Source organism: Nonomuraea sp. NPDC003754 (genome assembly GCF_053605785.1).
The window spans coordinates 50164-65566 of the sequence record NZ_JBSGJX010000025.1; the positions used below are offsets into that span (position 1 = coordinate 50164).

General features: G+C 69.7%; 14 protein-coding genes. 4 read left to right on the forward strand and 10 right to left on the reverse strand.

The annotated features are described in order from the left end of the window. Window positions 1-20: 20 nt before the first annotated feature. Both ACWEVS_RS28015 and ACWEVS_RS28020 read right to left on the reverse strand, forming a co-directional pair. The gene (locus ACWEVS_RS28015) at window positions 21-1397 is read right to left on the reverse strand and encodes a DDE-type integrase/transposase/recombinase (RefSeq protein ID WP_452554017.1); all 1377 of its coding nucleotides are present in this window, start codon (window positions 1395-1397) and stop codon (window positions 21-23) included. 55 nt (window positions 1398-1452) lie between these two features. Then, complete coding sequence (locus ACWEVS_RS28020; RefSeq protein WP_452554018.1) at window positions 1453-2088, reverse strand: hypothetical protein; 636 nt, start codon at window positions 2086-2088, stop codon at window positions 1453-1455. A gap of 320 nt (window positions 2089-2408) precedes the next feature. Between ACWEVS_RS28020 and ACWEVS_RS28025 the strand changes: the two genes are divergently transcribed. Next, window positions 2409-2753 carry a helix-turn-helix transcriptional regulator gene (locus ACWEVS_RS28025; RefSeq protein WP_452554019.1) on the forward strand — a complete coding sequence of 115 codons (345 nt, stop codon included), beginning with the start codon at window positions 2409-2411 and terminating at the stop codon, window positions 2751-2753. A gap of 42 nt (window positions 2754-2795) precedes the next feature. Here ACWEVS_RS28025 and ACWEVS_RS28030 read toward each other — a convergent pair whose 3' ends face one another. Next, the gene (locus ACWEVS_RS28030) at window positions 2796-2978 is read right to left on the reverse strand and encodes a sigma factor-like helix-turn-helix DNA-binding protein (protein WP_452554020.1); all 183 of its coding nucleotides are present in this window, start codon (window positions 2976-2978) and stop codon (window positions 2796-2798) included. Between the two features lie 122 nt (window positions 2979-3100). Between ACWEVS_RS28030 and ACWEVS_RS28035 the strand changes: the two genes are divergently transcribed. Beyond that, window positions 3101-4729, forward strand: coding sequence for a protein kinase domain-containing protein (locus tag ACWEVS_RS28035; protein ID WP_452554021.1), 1629 nt, complete (start codon window positions 3101-3103; stop codon window positions 4727-4729). A gap of 824 nt (window positions 4730-5553) precedes the next feature. Further along, entirely contained in the window at window positions 5554-6828 is a 1275-nt protein-coding gene (locus ACWEVS_RS28040; protein WP_452416040.1) for a multicopper oxidase family protein, read from the forward strand. 207 nt (window positions 6829-7035) lie between these two features. Here the strand turns inward: ACWEVS_RS28040 and ACWEVS_RS28045 are convergent, their stop codons facing one another. Together ACWEVS_RS28045 and ACWEVS_RS28050 are read right to left on the reverse strand one after the other, a co-directional pair. After that, window positions 7036-7443, reverse strand: coding sequence for a hypothetical protein (locus ACWEVS_RS28045; RefSeq protein ID WP_452554022.1), 408 nt, complete (start codon window positions 7441-7443; stop codon window positions 7036-7038). A 96-nt stretch (window positions 7444-7539) separates the two neighbouring features. After that, entirely contained in the window at window positions 7540-8769 is a 1230-nt protein-coding gene (locus ACWEVS_RS28050) for a serine hydrolase domain-containing protein (protein ID WP_452554023.1), read from the reverse strand. A gap of 346 nt (window positions 8770-9115) precedes the next feature. Between ACWEVS_RS28050 and ACWEVS_RS28055 the strand changes: the two genes are divergently transcribed. Then, entirely contained in the window at window positions 9116-9880 is a 765-nt protein-coding gene (locus ACWEVS_RS28055; protein ID WP_452554024.1) for a helix-turn-helix domain-containing protein, read from the forward strand. Between the two features lie 407 nt (window positions 9881-10287). Here ACWEVS_RS28055 and ACWEVS_RS28060 read toward each other — a convergent pair whose 3' ends face one another. The 5 genes from ACWEVS_RS28060 to ACWEVS_RS28080 form a co-directional block, all read right to left on the reverse strand. Beyond that, window positions 10288-11037 carry an urease accessory protein UreD gene (locus ACWEVS_RS28060; RefSeq protein WP_452554025.1) on the reverse strand — a complete coding sequence of 250 codons (750 nt, stop codon included), beginning with the start codon at window positions 11035-11037 and terminating at the stop codon, window positions 10288-10290. Between the two features lie 47 nt (window positions 11038-11084). After that, a complete protein-coding gene (gene ureG / locus ACWEVS_RS28065) occupies window positions 11085-11783 on the reverse strand; it encodes an urease accessory protein UreG (RefSeq protein WP_354908816.1) in 699 nt (232 codons plus the stop codon). Between the two features lie 25 nt (window positions 11784-11808). Further along, entirely contained in the window at window positions 11809-12483 is a 675-nt protein-coding gene (locus tag ACWEVS_RS28070; RefSeq protein ID WP_452416048.1) for an urease accessory protein UreF, read from the reverse strand. Window positions 12484-12559: 76 nt separating this feature from the next. Continuing rightward, a complete protein-coding gene (locus ACWEVS_RS28075; RefSeq protein ID WP_449923393.1) occupies window positions 12560-14470 on the reverse strand; it encodes an urease subunit alpha in 1911 nt (636 codons plus the stop codon). Then, window positions 14463-15101 (reverse strand): urease subunit gamma, encoded by a 639-nt coding sequence (locus ACWEVS_RS28080; RefSeq protein WP_354908822.1) that lies wholly within the window; start codon window positions 15099-15101, stop codon window positions 14463-14465. The genes ACWEVS_RS28075 and ACWEVS_RS28080 overlap by 8 nt, the downstream gene beginning before the upstream one ends. Between the last annotated feature and the right edge of the window lie 302 nt (window positions 15102-15403).

Genomic DNA, 15403 nt, shown 5'->3' on the forward strand with positions numbered 1-15403 from the left:
CATCGTGACCGCTGCCCTGGTCAGAGGGCTTGCCGACGGGGGTCGATCAGGGCGGCGTAGTTGATGCCGGTGGCCACATGCTGGTCGTGGCTGGTCTCCAGCAGCCGCAGGTAGTCGATGCCGGTCGAGGCCGGCTCGGGCGCCGCCGGCACCTCTGGTTTGGCCTTGGGGTGGGCGTTGCGGGTGATGGCCTGCGGGACCGCCATCCCCTGCGGCCTGCCGTTCCAGCGGACCTCGACCATGTTCAGGTCGAACGGGTCGAAGACCAGCTCGACGGTGCGGCCGATCAAGGACGCGTCGACCTGATAGAAGTTGGAGAACAGCTGGACCGTGCTGGTCTTGCGAACCTGCCGGCGTTCGCTCCACTTGAACGCCTCGGTCAGCGCCGCCGGGGTCGGGGTCGGGAACGGTGCGTCCGCGCAGCCTGCCATCCATCGGTCCAGGGGTGTCTGACCGGTCTCGGAGTGGATGCGCCGGTGATATGCGGTCTCCACCCAGGCGGTGAACAGCCTGTTCAGCTCGGTCAGGCTGGTGACCTTCGTGCCTGAGGTCTCCCCATCCCCGGCGATCTCGACCAGGAACTGGCGCCTGACCTCGCCGAACCACCGCTCGATCTTCCCCCGGCCTTCCGGACGGCCCGGCGCCGAATGCGCGATCTTGATGCCGAGGCGGGCCGCAGCTCGTTTCACCGCGGCGTCGACCATCGCGCTGCCGTTGTCGAAGTAGATCATCTGCGGGACGCCGCGCGCCGCGAGCGCCGGCCGCAACGCGGCGGCCAGGCGGACGGTGTCTTCGAAATAGCCCCACCGATGCCCGACGATCAGACGGCTGTGGTCGTCGATGAACGCGAAGAGAAACGTCTTGCGACCTGCGATTTTAGGGCCGTGAAGAGCATCTCCGGTCCAGACGTCATTGGGGTGGTCGGCCTCGAACCGGCCGAACGCGCGCGGCGCCTGACCGTCGGGGCGGGTGTTGAGCTCCAGCCGGTCGAAGTGCCGGATCAGCGTCCGCGCAGACGGCGACCAGCCCGAGGTGGACCGCAGAATCCGCACGATCTGCGCTGCGGTCCGCTCCGGCTTCTCCCGTTTCAGCGCCGCCGCCAGAGTCAGCACCTGCTCCGGCGTCCGGGGCGTCACGTTACGCGGGTGCGGGACCAGCGCCTCGAACCCGCCCTCTCGCCAGTCGCGGATCCACCGGTCGATCGTTCCCCGTGACACCAGCATCGGTTCCCCGAACGGGCCCTCACGCGTGCTCTCGGCCAGCGCCCGCACCAGCCGGCCCCGCTGCCGGGTCGTCAGCTCCGGATCAGCCGCCTCCCGGATGAGCTGATATCGCCACAGCCCCACTTTCTGGGCGCGCTCGGCTCGCCGACGCGCCTCCTCATCGGCCTTCGACACCCTCGCACCACTCCCTCGTGATCGACGACAAAGATCACCGGGAATGGTGCCGCGCTCACATCACTGCTCCCAAGAGCGCACTGGTGTTGATCAACTCGCCTCGTCCGGGCGGCGCCAGCAGACGGCCGCCGGTCACCGCGCAGGCCACCAGCCACGGGGACAACGTGTCGACGAAGGAGCGCTCGGCGAAACGGCGCCCGACTGCCATGGACAAGGCGACGACGGCGGCCACCGCGTCGGCGAACTCGCTCTCTGCGGCCGCGGGCAGGACCAGCTGCGTGCTGCCCGCCACCCGCACCAGCACCGTGGTGAAGTCCGCCCGCACCTGCCCTGCCGACGCGGCGAACCGTCGCAGCCAGCCTCGAACCGTCGACGGCGGACGGCCCAGGCCGGCGGCGATCCGCCGATGCCCTGCTCCCCGGGCCTTCGCCTCCAACGCGGCCCCGACCACCTCGACCCCGTCGGCCCGCCGCAGCAGCCCCGTGACCGGCAGCAACATGTGCGTCCGCGCGCACGAGCGGCATCGCGCCCGCCGCGGCCGGACCTCGATCAGCGCCTGGCCCATGCCCCGCAGCCGGCGTCGACGTCCGAAGCCCCATCCGGCCAGCACGCCCGCGCACGACGGGCACGTGATCTGTCCTGCTCGTAATCGCCGCTCGACCTCAGCCGCGTCGACCTCTACCGTGATCAAGGTGCCTCCGGGCACGCTCGCACGGCCCTCCCGAGCTCGCCGCCAATCGATACCGGGAGGGCCGTTGCCATGTGACTCACGTCACTCGGAACACGGTCACCGTGACGGGCGCCCTCCCGGTGATCAACCGGAGCGATCCGATCGATCTTCTACCGTCACCAACCCGCAGCCTTCACCTGGGATCACTTGGCCATGTTCGCCTCGCTCAGGCATGCATGAAGCTCAATACGGGAACAGCGATTCAGCATAAAATCTTCAGGAAAAGAGTCCCTGCTGTCCCTTCCGACAAGCAGGAGAGCCGGCGCAGAAGGCGGGGAGCCGTGACCTCATCCGACGACCGTCGCGCGGTCTGGACCTTTCTCACCCACCACGCCCGGGTCCTGGTGGAGCTCGCCCGCAACCCCGAGGCACGGCAGCGTGACATCGCCGCGAAGCTGGGCATCACCGAACGCGCCGTGCACACCATCATCAACGACCTGGCCCAGACCGGCTACCTGACCCGTGAACGCGACGGCCGCCGCAACCGCTACCGCCTCCACCTTGACCAGCCCTTCCGCCATCCCCGCGAAGGCGGACTACCCGTCGGCCTGCTGGTTGCCATCTTCACCGACAGGGACAGGCACGGGGTTGAGGAACCCAGGAACAGTGGTTGGCGGCGAGAATGATCTTGAACGATGGGTGACGTCCGGTTTCGCCGTGTGATCGCCCTACCTGGAGGCTTCTGGCCCGTGGATGATCCGGTGGATGGTGGAGCGTCCGACGCTGTACTCGGTGGCCAGGTCGGCCAGGGACACCTCACCCTCGGCGTACCGGCGGCGGATGGAACGCCGGGCGGGTTCGGGCAGTCTCGACTGGCGGGTGTTCCGGCGGGGGATCCCCTTACGGAACACCCGTTCTCAACCAGCGGTAGAGGTGAGGGCTGCCCGGTTTCAGGCGCTAAAACTCCGCCAGGAAGCGCACCTTTTGGGATCATCAATACCAACCGGCAAGGAACCCAAACGGAAGCGATGCCATGGCCAGCCCCCTGCGCGACGGCGACCCGCCCCACATGGGCCCTTATCGGCTGCACGCACGGCTCGGCGGGGGCGGGATGGGACAGGTGTTCCTGGGCCGTTCCCCGGGCGGGCGCCTGGTGGCCGTCAAGGTGGTACGCCCCGAACTGGCCGACAACGCCGACTTCCGGCGCCGCTTCGCTGCCGAGGTGGACGCTGCCCGCAAGGTCGGCGGGTTCTTTACCGCCCAGGTCGTGGACGCCGACACCGACGCCGCCCAGCCGTGGCTGGCCACCGCGTACATCCCGGGCCCCTCCCTACACCAAGCCGTCGACGAGCACGGGCCGCTTCCTGTGGAGTCGGCCGCAGTGCTGGGAGCCGGGCTGGCCGAAGGACTCGCCGCCGTGCACGCCTGTGGGATGGTGCACCGCGACCTCAAACCCGGCAACGTCATCCTTGCTGAGGACGGGCCTCGCCTGATCGACTTCGGCATCGCCCGCGCCCTGGACGCCACCAGCCACACCCAGACCTCCACCGTGCTGGGCACCGCCGCGTTTATGTCCCCCGAACAGGCCATGGCCCGGGAGGTCGGGCCGCCCTCGGACGTGTTCTCGCTCGGCTGCGTGCTCGCCTTCACCGTGACCGGCCGCAGCCCCTTCGGAACGGGGCCCGTCCACGCGGTCGTCTTCCGCGTGGTGCACGCCGACCCCGATCTTCAGGGAGTGCCCGCCTCCTTGGCCGCTCTGGTGGCGGCCTGCCTGGCCAAGGACCCCGCCGCCCGGCCGGGCTTGCCGCATGTGCTGGATCGCCTCGCCACGCTCGCCGCGCCCGGCCAGCGACAGTGGCTGCCGGAGCCGCTCACTCAGGTCATCACTGAGCGCCGGACCATGGCATTGACCGCCTTGCACGACGCGGCCACCACCGGCAGCGGCGGCCCACAGGCGATGGCGCCGCCGTCCGCCCAACCGGGTCAGCCGCGCGCACCCCAGCCGCTACTGGTCAACGAACGCCGCCGACGCCACGGCAGCGAACCGCGATGGCCTGCCTTCACCGTCTACGGGCTGCTCGCTCTGTTCACCCTGATCTCGGTGACCACGGTGGTCCACCAGGGCTACCTCCTCTACAACATGGGGTGGGGCTTCCACGTGGTAGAGGATCACTACGAGCCGGCTACCACCATCATGTGGGTGGCTCAGAACGTCTTCGGCCTGGGACTGGTGGCGGCGTGGCTGCTGTGGTTCCACCGGGTACGCGTCATCGCCGAACGGCTCGCGCCCGGCCAGCTGCGTTACGGGCCCTCCATGGCCGTGTATGGCTGGCTCGTCCCGATCGGCAACCTGTGGCTGCCCAAGCAGATCGCCGACGACGTCTGGCACGCCTCCAGCCCGCCGGGACGCGATGGCACGACCGCCCCGGCCGGTCTCCTGCACACATGGTGGTTCTTCTGCCTGGTCACTTGCCTCCTGACCTGGCCCCTGTACTGGATCGATGGGACGACACTCCTCGAAGAGGAATACGGGAGGTACGAAATCACGTGGGTGACCTGGGCCAGCGCGGTCGTGCACACACTGGTCCTACCGGCGGCGATCGTCACCGTCCTGTTCATGCGGCGGCTGCGCGCCATGCAAGCGGCCAGACTCGACAGCTGACGACCGAGCCCCGCCCGTCGGCTGTCGAGCCTCCCGAATCGAAGGTTCTAGGGACGTTCCTGTGGTGGTGCTTACAGGCCCACATGGTGTTGGTTGCCACTCAAAATGATCAGGACGCTGCCATCCGCGATGTGCAAGAAGACGGCGTGAAGAAGCCCCGCTGAGCGAGCTCGGCGGGGCTGTTGGTGTTGATGCTGCCGTGCGCTCTCAGATGACGCCCGGCCCGCTTCTGCCGTGTTCCGGCCACACCCCTTCTTGATCCTTCTCAGCGCCAACGGCTGTCCGCCGGTTCCTCACCCCCGAGGCACAGCCAGGCCGACTGATGGCCAGAAGCAAGATCTCCCGGTTGCGCCACAGGCGCTCATGCTCACGATGGCGTCGCACATGAAACCGGACATGCCCAACCCACCCCTCGGTCACTGATCAACACCATCAACGACCGACAACCCCACTACGTCCACATCCAGCGTGGCGTGGAACACCTGGCGGGCTCGACCAGGGAACGGCCGGCCGGAACCCCCCGTCTGCCGCCGCCGCCACACCCACGAATGCTGCAAGAGGTCTTGCGAGATCGCCGAAATGCGGGGTCGCCGCGCGCAAGATATGGCTCTCCAGCTTCTGCAGTGATTGGGGTGGAAATGCTGAGTCGCAGGAAGTTATTCACGCTCGGCGGAGTCGCAGGGGCGGCGGTCTTGTTGCCCAAGGCGCTGGAATCATCGGCCGTGACCCGGGAAACCCCGCCCGGCCCCGGCCACACGCACCATTCGACCTCCCCCAAAACCGTCGTCTCCACCCGGGCGCCGGTCGCCCCCTTCTCTGCGCGCATGCCCGTGCCGCAGGTGCTGCGGCCGATCGCCCAGCTGCCCGAAGCCGATGTCTATGAGCTGGCCATCCGCCAGATCGAGGCGGAGATCCTGCCCGGTGTCCGGACTCCCGTGCTCTCCTACGGCAACCAGTTCGTCGGTCCGACCATCCGCGCCAAGAGTGCGCGCCGTACCCTGATCACCTTCCGCAACCGCCTGGAGGCGCCCTCCAACGTGCACCTGCACGGTGGGCACGTGCCGGCCGTCAGCGACGGCCACCCCATGGACCTCATCCAGCCCGGGGGTGCCAAGCTCTACAACTATCCCAACCGGCAGCAGGGCGCGACGTTGTGGTACCACGATCACAGCCACCACACCGAGGCCGAGCACGTCTTCCGCGGCCTGCACGGCGCCTACCTGCTGGAAGATGACAGCGAGCGGCATCTCGGGCTGCCCGGCGGCGAGTACGACATCCCGATCCTGCTTCGCGACGCCGCCTTCGACGAGTCCGGGGCCCTCGTCTTCGCCGAGCCCGAGTACCGCACCACCCTCCTGGCCAACGGCAAGCCCTCGCCGTACTTCCCGGTCGCGGCGCGCAAGTACCGCCTGCGCCTGCTCAACGTCTCCACCCACCGCGACTTCACCCTCAGCCTGGGCGGAGTCGAGATGACGCAGATCGCCACCGACGGCGGCCTGCTGCCCGCCCCGGTGCCGCGGAGCACGCTGCTGCTCAGCCCCGGCGAGCGCGTCGAGATCGTGGTCGACTTCTCCCGCCATCCCTTGGGCACCCAGCTGGTGCTGGCCGACACGACCGGGCCGGTGCTCCGCTTCGACGTCGTACGGCGGGCCCGCGACAACAGCCGCGTACCCGACCGGTTGCGGGAGCTGCCTCCCCTGCCGGAGGCGACCGCCACCCGCGAGGTCGTGCTCGGATTCGGGTTCGTCGGCGACGTGCCGATGGGCCTGATCAACGGCCGGCCGTTCGACCCGGACCGCATCGACGCGAAGATCAAGCTGGGCACCACCGAGATCTGGCGCATCACCAACGGCGACGTCGAGTACCAGGTGCCGCACAACTTCCACACCCACCTGGTGCAGTTCCGGGTGCTGGACCGCGACGGCAACCCGCCGCTACCGGGCGAGACGGGCCGCAAGGACACCGTGCACATCCGGCCCGGGGAGTCGGTTCGGGTGCAGGCCACCTTCGGCGACTACACCGGGCGCTTCCTCTACCACTGCCACCTGCTCGAACACTCCCAGATGGGGATGATGGCCCAGATGGAGATCACCCGTTAGGCGCGGCTGGCAGCATTCCCGCACAGCAGCGGACACCCTGCCGGGTGACACCGTGTTCCAGGACGGCGAGCTGACTCCGCAACGTCCATGCCGGCGGGCGTCGGCAAGGGGCGAGCGAGCCGGCGTGGCCGCCTTGGCAGGGCTCGCCCCCTCCCTGCCCCGGCACGCCGCCGCGTCCCGGTGACCGGAGGCCCCGGGACATCGCAATCAAGCGGCGTCGAGGGCTGCGGTGATCTTGCGGGTCATCTCGGCCAGGGTGGGGCTGGGCTCGCCCTGGTGGTTGCGGGCGGCTGCTTCGACGGCGACCAGGACGGTGCTGCGGAAGTTGTCGGCCTCTGCCGGATCCTGCTTCTTGAGCAGGCTCATGGCGGCCGTCAGGGCCGGCAGCACGTGGTCGGCGATCGCGGCCACGGACTTGCCGTCCAGGGTGATGTCCCTGGTCTTCTCGGCGAGCACGTGGCCGACCAGGCCGGTCGCGGAGGCCAGGGCGATGGAGCCCTCGGTGGCGACCTTGTGGGGCTTGCCGGTGGCATCGGCGGCGGCCAGCAGCGAGACGGCGCCGTAGGCGGCGGTGCGCAGGGTGGACTTGTCCTGGTCGGTCAGGGTGATGGACATGGTGGTGTGCTCCTTCAAAGCTGTCAGGAAATTCGATGGAACGGGCGGATGGTGGAATGCGGGGTGAGGGCCGGCCTACCGGGCGAGGGCGCGGGGTCAGTCGTCGATCGCCTGGTAGAGCATGGTCCAGAAGTCGTGGATCAGCCGCGTCGAATCCGGGGTGGACGCCCCGACCTGCGTGAGCAGGATTCCGGTGAGCTGGTTGGCCGGGTCGGCGTAGGTCGCGGTGCCGCTCCCGCCGTCCCAGCCGAACTGGCCGACGGGGGCGTAGTCGCCGCGGTAGGTGCGCACCGCCATCCCGAAGCCCCAGCCGCCGTGCTGCCCCTGGCCGTGCGAGATGTGGACGTTGTCGAGGGCCATGGCGTTGCGGGCGGCGTTCTGCTCGGGCGTCAGGCGGTTGGTGGTCATCAGCTCGACGGCGGGCCTGGACAGGATCCGCTCGCTGCCGTGCATCCCGCCGTTGAGCAGCATCCGGAAGTAGGCGTGGTAGTCGTCGACGGTAGAGACCAGACCGCCGCCACCGCCCTGGAACGCCGGAGGCCGGCTGTGGCGTCCCCCCTTGGCCTCGTCCCACACGAGGAACTGTCCGGTCTGCGGGTCGGGGGCGTACAGGGTCGGCAGCCGGTCGATCTTGTCGGCGGGCACGTGGAACCCGGTGTCCTTCATCCCCAGCGGGTCGAAGACGCGTTCGCGCAGGAACGTCTCGAACGACTGGCCGGTGACCCTGGCCACCAGCACGCCGAGCAGATCGTTGCTGATGTGGTACTGCCAGCGCTGTCCGGGCTGGTGCATCAGCGGGAGCGTGCCCAGGCGGCGCATCCACTCATCCGGCCCGGGCATCGGCACCGGAAGATTGGGCGTGAGCCCCTGCTCGAAGATCGCGTTCATGATCGGGGTGCCGAGCGACGTCATGTCCATGCCGAGCCCGAACGTGGAGGTCAGCACGTCCCGCACGGTGATCGGCCGCCGCGCCGGCACGGTGTCGTCCAGCGGGCCGTCGCTCCGCTTCAGCACCCGTCGGTCGGCCAGTTCCGGCAGCCACGCATCGACCGGGTCATCCAGCCGCAGCCTGCACTCGTCCAGCAACACCATCGCGGCCGCCATCGAAACCGGCTTCGACGTCGAGGCCATCCGGAAGATCATGTCCCGGCTCATCGGCGGGCCGCCGTCATGGCGCATCGTCCCGATCGCCTCGACGTGCGTCTCACCGCCCCGGCTGACCAGGGCGACCAGCCCGGGAATCTTCCCGGAGTCGACATGCCGCGTCAGCACCTCGCGCAGCCTGCGCAGCCCTGCCGCGGAGAAGCCGCTGTTGCTTGTGTCCATCACGTAGCTCCCTGCCTCAAATGTTCGATCTCTGCGAGCCCGTCCCGGCGTGGCACCCATGGCCTCGGCGAGCCGGGGCTCGGTCATGCGCCACCGGCGCCGCATGTGTTCGGGAATCCCTGAACGTCTGCGACACTACATTGCGTTTACACATCAGTCAACAAGCAAAGAAGAGCATTGCCCCTGCTCTTGCGGACCAAAGAGCGCGCATTGCAATGATTGTGATGCTGAACGCAATGGGTGATCAGGGTCAGAATTGCAATGGACTGCGCGTGAATGCATACTGTGCAGCGGGGTACGCGGGCGCCGAGCTTCGCGCATGTCGAGCGAGAGGAAACAAGCACCGATGCCCGGAGGCAGGCTCACCAATGAGGACCGGCAGCGCATCGCTACGGGGCTGGCCGAGGGACTCGGATACGCAGAGATCGGTCGGCTTCTCGGGCGGCCCGCCTCGACCATCATGCGGGAGGTCACCCGCAACGGCGGCCCCGACGGCTACGGGGCGGACCGGGCGCACGAGGCCACACGCCACCGTGCGCGCCGACGCAAGCAGGCTCAGTCTCCGGCGCCGCCGGTCCCCCACGGCGACCACGGGCGTGACCCCCGAGCGGTTCAGGACTTCACCGAGTCCTTCACCGATCTCCTCGTTCAGCAGGGGCTCCCCCAGATGACGGCCAGGGTGCTGGCCTGCCTGTACATCACCGACTCCGGCGCCCTCACCGCCGCCGAGCTGGTCCAGCGGCTTCGCGTCAGCCCGGCGTCGATCTCGCACGCCGTCACCTTCCTCGAACAGCAGGGACTGCTCACGCGGGAGCGGGTTCCCGGCGGGCGCCGCGAACGCTATGTCATCGACGATGAGATCTGGCTCCGGTCCACCCTTGCGGCTGTGCAGACGAACGACGCCCTGGAGGCCGCGTCGCAGCGCGGAGCCGAGATTCTCGGGGTCGCAACCCCGGCGGGCGCCCGCTTCAAGTCCTCCGCCGAATTCCTTCACCTCGTGACCGAGTCCCTCGGGAAGGCCATGGAGCAGTGGCGGCAGAGCCTGGCCGCCCGGAGCACCCAGCACCCTGACCCGGACTCGCTGACCACAAAGGACGAACTCGCGTACTGAACACGGAGTGGGCAGCCGGCGGCTGACTGGCAAGGCTCTGACAGTGCCCAGCTGGCCATCCCGAACACGCAGCGCGCCTACGCCCTCGCCATCGATCACACCATTACCGCCCTCGGGCGGGAGCGGCCGTTGTCATCGGGTGAGGAGATCCGGCGGAGCGGCGCTCCGGTCGGCCCCGGCAAGTCACCCGCGGATCGCGCCGCCCCGCATGCGCGAGATCCGGGTCCGGTTCGCCAGGACCGGCGCCCCTGGCCGGGACCCGTACGACGACGAGCGCAGGACCACCATGCGCGTCGACGCCGAGTGGACCCAGGCCGACGACCCCCGCAGCCAGGAACAGGGAGCTGATCCTGCACAACCCAGTGGAGCCGTTCAGTGCACCAGGTTGGGGCGATGCGGTGAGGTGTTCACGGGGTGGGGTGCGCCGCATCCAGCAGGCGGCGTAGGTGCAGGGTGTCCGGGGCCAGGGCGGTGATCAGGATGGCGGGCCCGGCCAGGGGGGCCAGCAGGGCCTGGCCGGCTTCCGGGTCGTCGCCGAGCAGCCGGACGTGGGGCGGTTGCGGCTGCAGGGCCGGATCGATGATGAGGATCTGGCCGACGGCGCGGTGGCCGGCCAGGACGGCGGGGCCGTCCCAGCCGGGTGCGCCGGGGCCGTACATCGCCTGCTGGTCCAGCAGGGGGCGACTGTCGCGCCGGACGGTGAGGCGGGTGGCCAGCCGGCCCGGCGGCTCGCCGGCGCGGCCGAGGACGATTTCTTCACGTAGGAGGAGTCGTGCGGTCGGGGCGAGGTCGATGGTGCAGCTCTGGCGCAGGTTGCTGCGGGCGGCGGAGATCAGCGGCTGGGGCAGCCAGTGCAGGCTTGCCCGCTCGGCAACGGTCAGGTGCACGTCGTAGGTGGCGTGCTCGGTGGTGGGGCCACGCAGGGCGATGGTGGCGGCGGCGGAGGTGATGTGCAGGTGTGCGTCGTGCTCGGCGGTGGCCTCGATGCGCAGCCGATCGCCGCCCAGGGGGGCGCTCATGGCGGCGAGGACGCACACCCGCGCCTGGTTGCCGTGTGAGCGGCCGCGGCGCAGGTCGAAAGGGCCGTCACCGGCGAGGAGCGGGAGGGCGGTGGTGTTGCCCGCGTGGGTCGCCCGAATGCGGGCGGTGGCATGCACACCCGGCGCGGACCGCCCGGCCGGTGTGGGTGCAGAGGGCGCGAGTGTCATGCGGGGCCCGCGGTCCAGGCGGCCAGGCGCCGGCGGATCCAGTCGGCCACAGGTGTGATGCCGCCGTCGGTCTTGACCGCGGTCAAGACGGTGGGACGGTGGCCGCGCTGGGTCTCGGCGTCGCGTGCCATGGCTTCCAGGTCGGCACCGACGTAGGGGGCGAGGTCGGTCTTGTTGATGACCAGCAGGTCGGAGGAGGTGACGCCGGGGCCGCCCTTGCGGGGGATGTCGTCGCCGCCGGCGACGTCGATGACGAAGATCTGCGCGTCGGCCAGGCCTGTGGAGAAGGTCGCGGTGAGGTTGTCGCCGCCTGATTCGACGAGGATCAGATCGAGCGGGCCCAGGTGTTCTTCCAGGTCTTCGACGGCTTCGAGGTTGGCGGAGATGTCGTCGCGGATGGCGGTGTGCGGGCAGGCGCCGGTCTGGACCGCGGTGATGCGCTCAGCGGGCAGGACGGCCTCGCGCAGCAGGAACTCGGCGTCCTCGCGGGTGTAGATGTCGTTGGTCACGACGGCGATGGACAGCTCCTCGCGCAGCGCGCGGCACAGGGCGGCGACGGTGGCGGTCTTGCCGGAGCCGACCGGCCCGCCCAGGCCGATGCGCAGGGCGCGGCGACGGCCGTCAGGACGGGAGGAGGAACCGCCGGGGCCGTGGGCGTGGGCTTCGGGGAAGGTGTCGCTGTGGTGGAGGTGCATGGCTGCTCCGGGGGTGAAGGGGTGCTCAGGAGGCGAACAGACGGGTGGGGCGGGCGGCGTGCTGTTCGGCGGTGATGTCGAGCAGCGGCGCGGAGACGGCCGGCAGCGCGGCCGGTCCGTCGGTGTGGACGCGCTGTGCGGCTTCGGCCGCCCGGGCCGCGACGTGGTCGATGTCGGCGGCCAGGCGGGCCAGGACGGCGGTGGCGTCGAAGGGGTCCAGTCTGAGCAGGCGCACGGTCGCGCTGACCGGGCCGCCGACGCTCTCATAGGCCGCCACGTACGCGGCGTCCAGCGGGGTCAGCCCGGCGGAGCGGGCGGCCAGGCCGAGCACCACAGGGTGATGAGCGCCCCGCGGCAGCGCCGCGGCGAGGGAGTCGAGCTCGGAGCAGGGCCAGGCGACTCGGGCGGCCCGCAGCAGCTGCCGGCCGAGCCTGCGCGCGGTGTGCCGCAGGGCGGGGGCGGCGGTGCGGGCGTCGGCCGCCTCTTCCAGCAGCAGCGGGTCGTACCCGGCGGCGGCCGCGGCGGCCAGGCCCGCCGCGACCAGGCCGCTGGTGTACAGCCGGCCGCGGCAGAACTCCTGCAGGCTCGCCACGTCACGCACCCGTCCCGCCGTGACCGCCGCCTCGGCCCCGCCGGAGTGGGCATGCCCTCCGGCGGGGAATCGACCGTCGGCCAGGACGAGCAGGGCGGCACGGTTCATGGTGCGTGACTCACCTTTCGCTGACATGGAGCGTGCCCCCGGTTTGCACGCGCGGCGGGCCGTTCCGGGGCGGTGGTCAGAACAGGAAGTAGCGCTGGGCCATGGGCAGCGTGTCGGCGAACCGGGTGCCGTCGACCAGCTGGTCGTCGATCTCCGTCTTGACGTCCTTGGCCTCCGCTCCACCGATCACGACCTCGAAGGTGTCGGGATCGATGCGGATGTCGGGGCAGGCGTTGTTCTCCCGCATGTCGGCCTTGAACACCTTGCGGGTGTCGCGGATGGCCTTGAACTCCTTGCCCACCGTGAGCCGTTCGGGCAGGCCGGACTTGATGGCGTGTTCGGTGACGAAGTTGACCGCGTTGGCGGCAGGTGCCCGGCCACTGGCCCCCCACATGGGGCGGGGCAGGATCGGCTGCGGGGTGGTGATGGAGGCGTTGGCGTCACCCACCTGCGCGTAGGCGATCTGGCCGCCCTTGATCACCCGGTGCGGCTTGACGCCGAAGAACTTCGGCTCCCACAGCACCAGGTCGGCCATCTTGCCCACCTCGACCGAGCCGACCTCGTGATCGATGCCGTGCGCGATGGCCGGGTTGATGGTGTATTTGGCGACGTAGCGGCGGGCGCGGTGGTTGTCGGCCCCGTCGTCGCCGGCCTGGTCGCCGTCCAACGGGCCGCGCCGGGCCTTCATCACGTGCGCGGTCTGCCACGTCCGTATGATCATCTCGCCGATGCGTCCCATCGCCTGGGCGTCCGACGACATGATCGAGATGGCGCCGAGGTCGTGCAGGATGTCCTCGGCGGCCATCGTGGAGGGCCGGATCCGCGACTCGGCGAAGGCCAGGTCCTCCGGCACCAGCGGGTTGAGGTGGTGGCAGACCATCACCATGTCGATGTGCTCCTTGACCGTGTTGACGGTGAAGGGGCGGGTGGGGTTGGTGGAGGCGGGCAGCACGTTCGGCAGGCTCGCCATCGTGATCATGTCGGGGGCGTGGCCGCCGCCGGCGCCCTCGATGTGGAAGACGTGGATGGGGTGGTCGCCGATGGCGTCGATGGTGTCGGCGACCGCGCCCGCCTCGTTCAGCGAGTCGGCGTGCAGGGCCAGCTGGACGCCGGTCGCCCGGCACACCTCCAGGCACCGGCGCAGGACGGCCGGGGTGGCACCCCAGTCCTCGTGGATCTTGAAACCGAGGATTCCCCCTTCCACCTGGTTGTAGAGGGACTCGGTGGACATGGTGTTGCCCTTGCCGAGCAGCCCGATGTTGACCGGGAAGGCGTCCAGCGCCTCGAACAGGCGGGCGATGTGCCAGGCACCGGGCGTGACGGTGGTGGCGGTGCTGCCTTCGGCCGGGCCCGTACCACCGCCGATCAGGGTGGTGACGCCCGCGGCGAGTGCCTCGGTCACCTGCTCGGGGCAGATGAAGTGCACGTGGGTGTCGATGCCGCCCGCGGTGAGGATCTTGCCGTTGCCCGCGATGACCTCGGTCTCGGGGCCGATCAGGAAGTCCGTGGCCCGCTGGTGCCCGTCGTGCAGCCGGTCCATGGTCTCGTCGTTGTAGGCCTTGCCGAGCGCGACGATCCGGCCGTCACGGATGGCCACGTCGGCCTTGATCACGCCCCAATGGTCCAGGACGACCGCGCCGGTGATGACCGTGTCGGGCGGCTGCGGGGCGCCGAATCTCGCCGAGTCGCGCGGCGCGCAGGACTGCCCCATCGATTCACGGATCACCTTGCCGCCGCCGAAGATGACCTCGTTGCCGCTGCGCCCCGGACCACCCGACCAGTCCTCACTGATCTCGATCCGGAGGTTGGTGTCGGCCAGCCGGATGCGGTCGCCGACCGTCGGCCCGAACCGGTCGGCGTACTGGACCCGGGTCAGCGGCTGATCGATCGGCAGGATCTCCGGGCCTGGCACGCCATCCCGCGACGACGCCCCTGCCGCCAGCTCGTCGGGCGCGTCCGCCGCCGCGTCTGTCAGGGGCTCATCCATCGAGCTGCCCCCCGACCTCGCCGCGCAGGCCGGCGACGATGCGCCTGCCCTCGATGGGCACGAGCGTGACCGTCCTGGTGCATCGAGGCTCGAACCGGACAGAACTGCCGGCGGGAATGTGCAGGCGCTTGCCGTAGGCGGCGGAACGGTCGAAGCTGAGGCGGGGGTTGGCCTCGTAGAAGTGGTAGTGAGAACCCACCTGGATGGGGCGGTCGTCACTGTTGGTGACGGACACGATCGTGATCTCGCGGCCCTCGTTGAAGGCCACCGGCTCAGCGCCCTCAGGATGGTCGATCTTCCCCGGATGAACCAGCGCCTCCGTTCCCGTTTCGGCGAAGGCGTCGCGGATGGTGACCAGCTTGGTGCCGTCGCGGAACGTCGCCTCGATCTGAATGTCGGAGATCATCTCCGGGACGCCCTCCATGACTTCGTCACGGGAGAGGATCTTCTCCTCGGCGGACATGAGCTCATGGACGGACTTGCCGTCCCGGGCCGCCTCCAGCACATGTGCCGTGATCAGCGCGACCGCCTCCGGATAGTTGAGGAGAACCCCCCGTTCTCTACGCCTCCGGGCCACGTCCGCGGCCACATGGATCATCAGGCGTTCCTGTTCGTGCGGAGTCAGATGCACTCTGCCACCTCGCCTTCGCTCTGCCCCGAGGCGTCGTCCCCGGGCGGCCAACGGTGCAGATCGCGGGGCATGACCGGCGTTCGGTCATGCCGCCGTCCGCTCTTCAGCCGAGAGGTGATCCCTTCGCCGTTGCGCTGGGCTTCGGCGGTCACCACCCGCTGCGACCGAAAGTAGTCCGATGAACGCTCTGAGTGATATGACGGAGGAGTGAAGCGTGTGTTACCAGTGACGCAGGGTGACCTGTCACACCGGCAGAGCTGTGAACCGCATCCGCCCAGACCGGCCGCCCGGCTGGAGGCCCT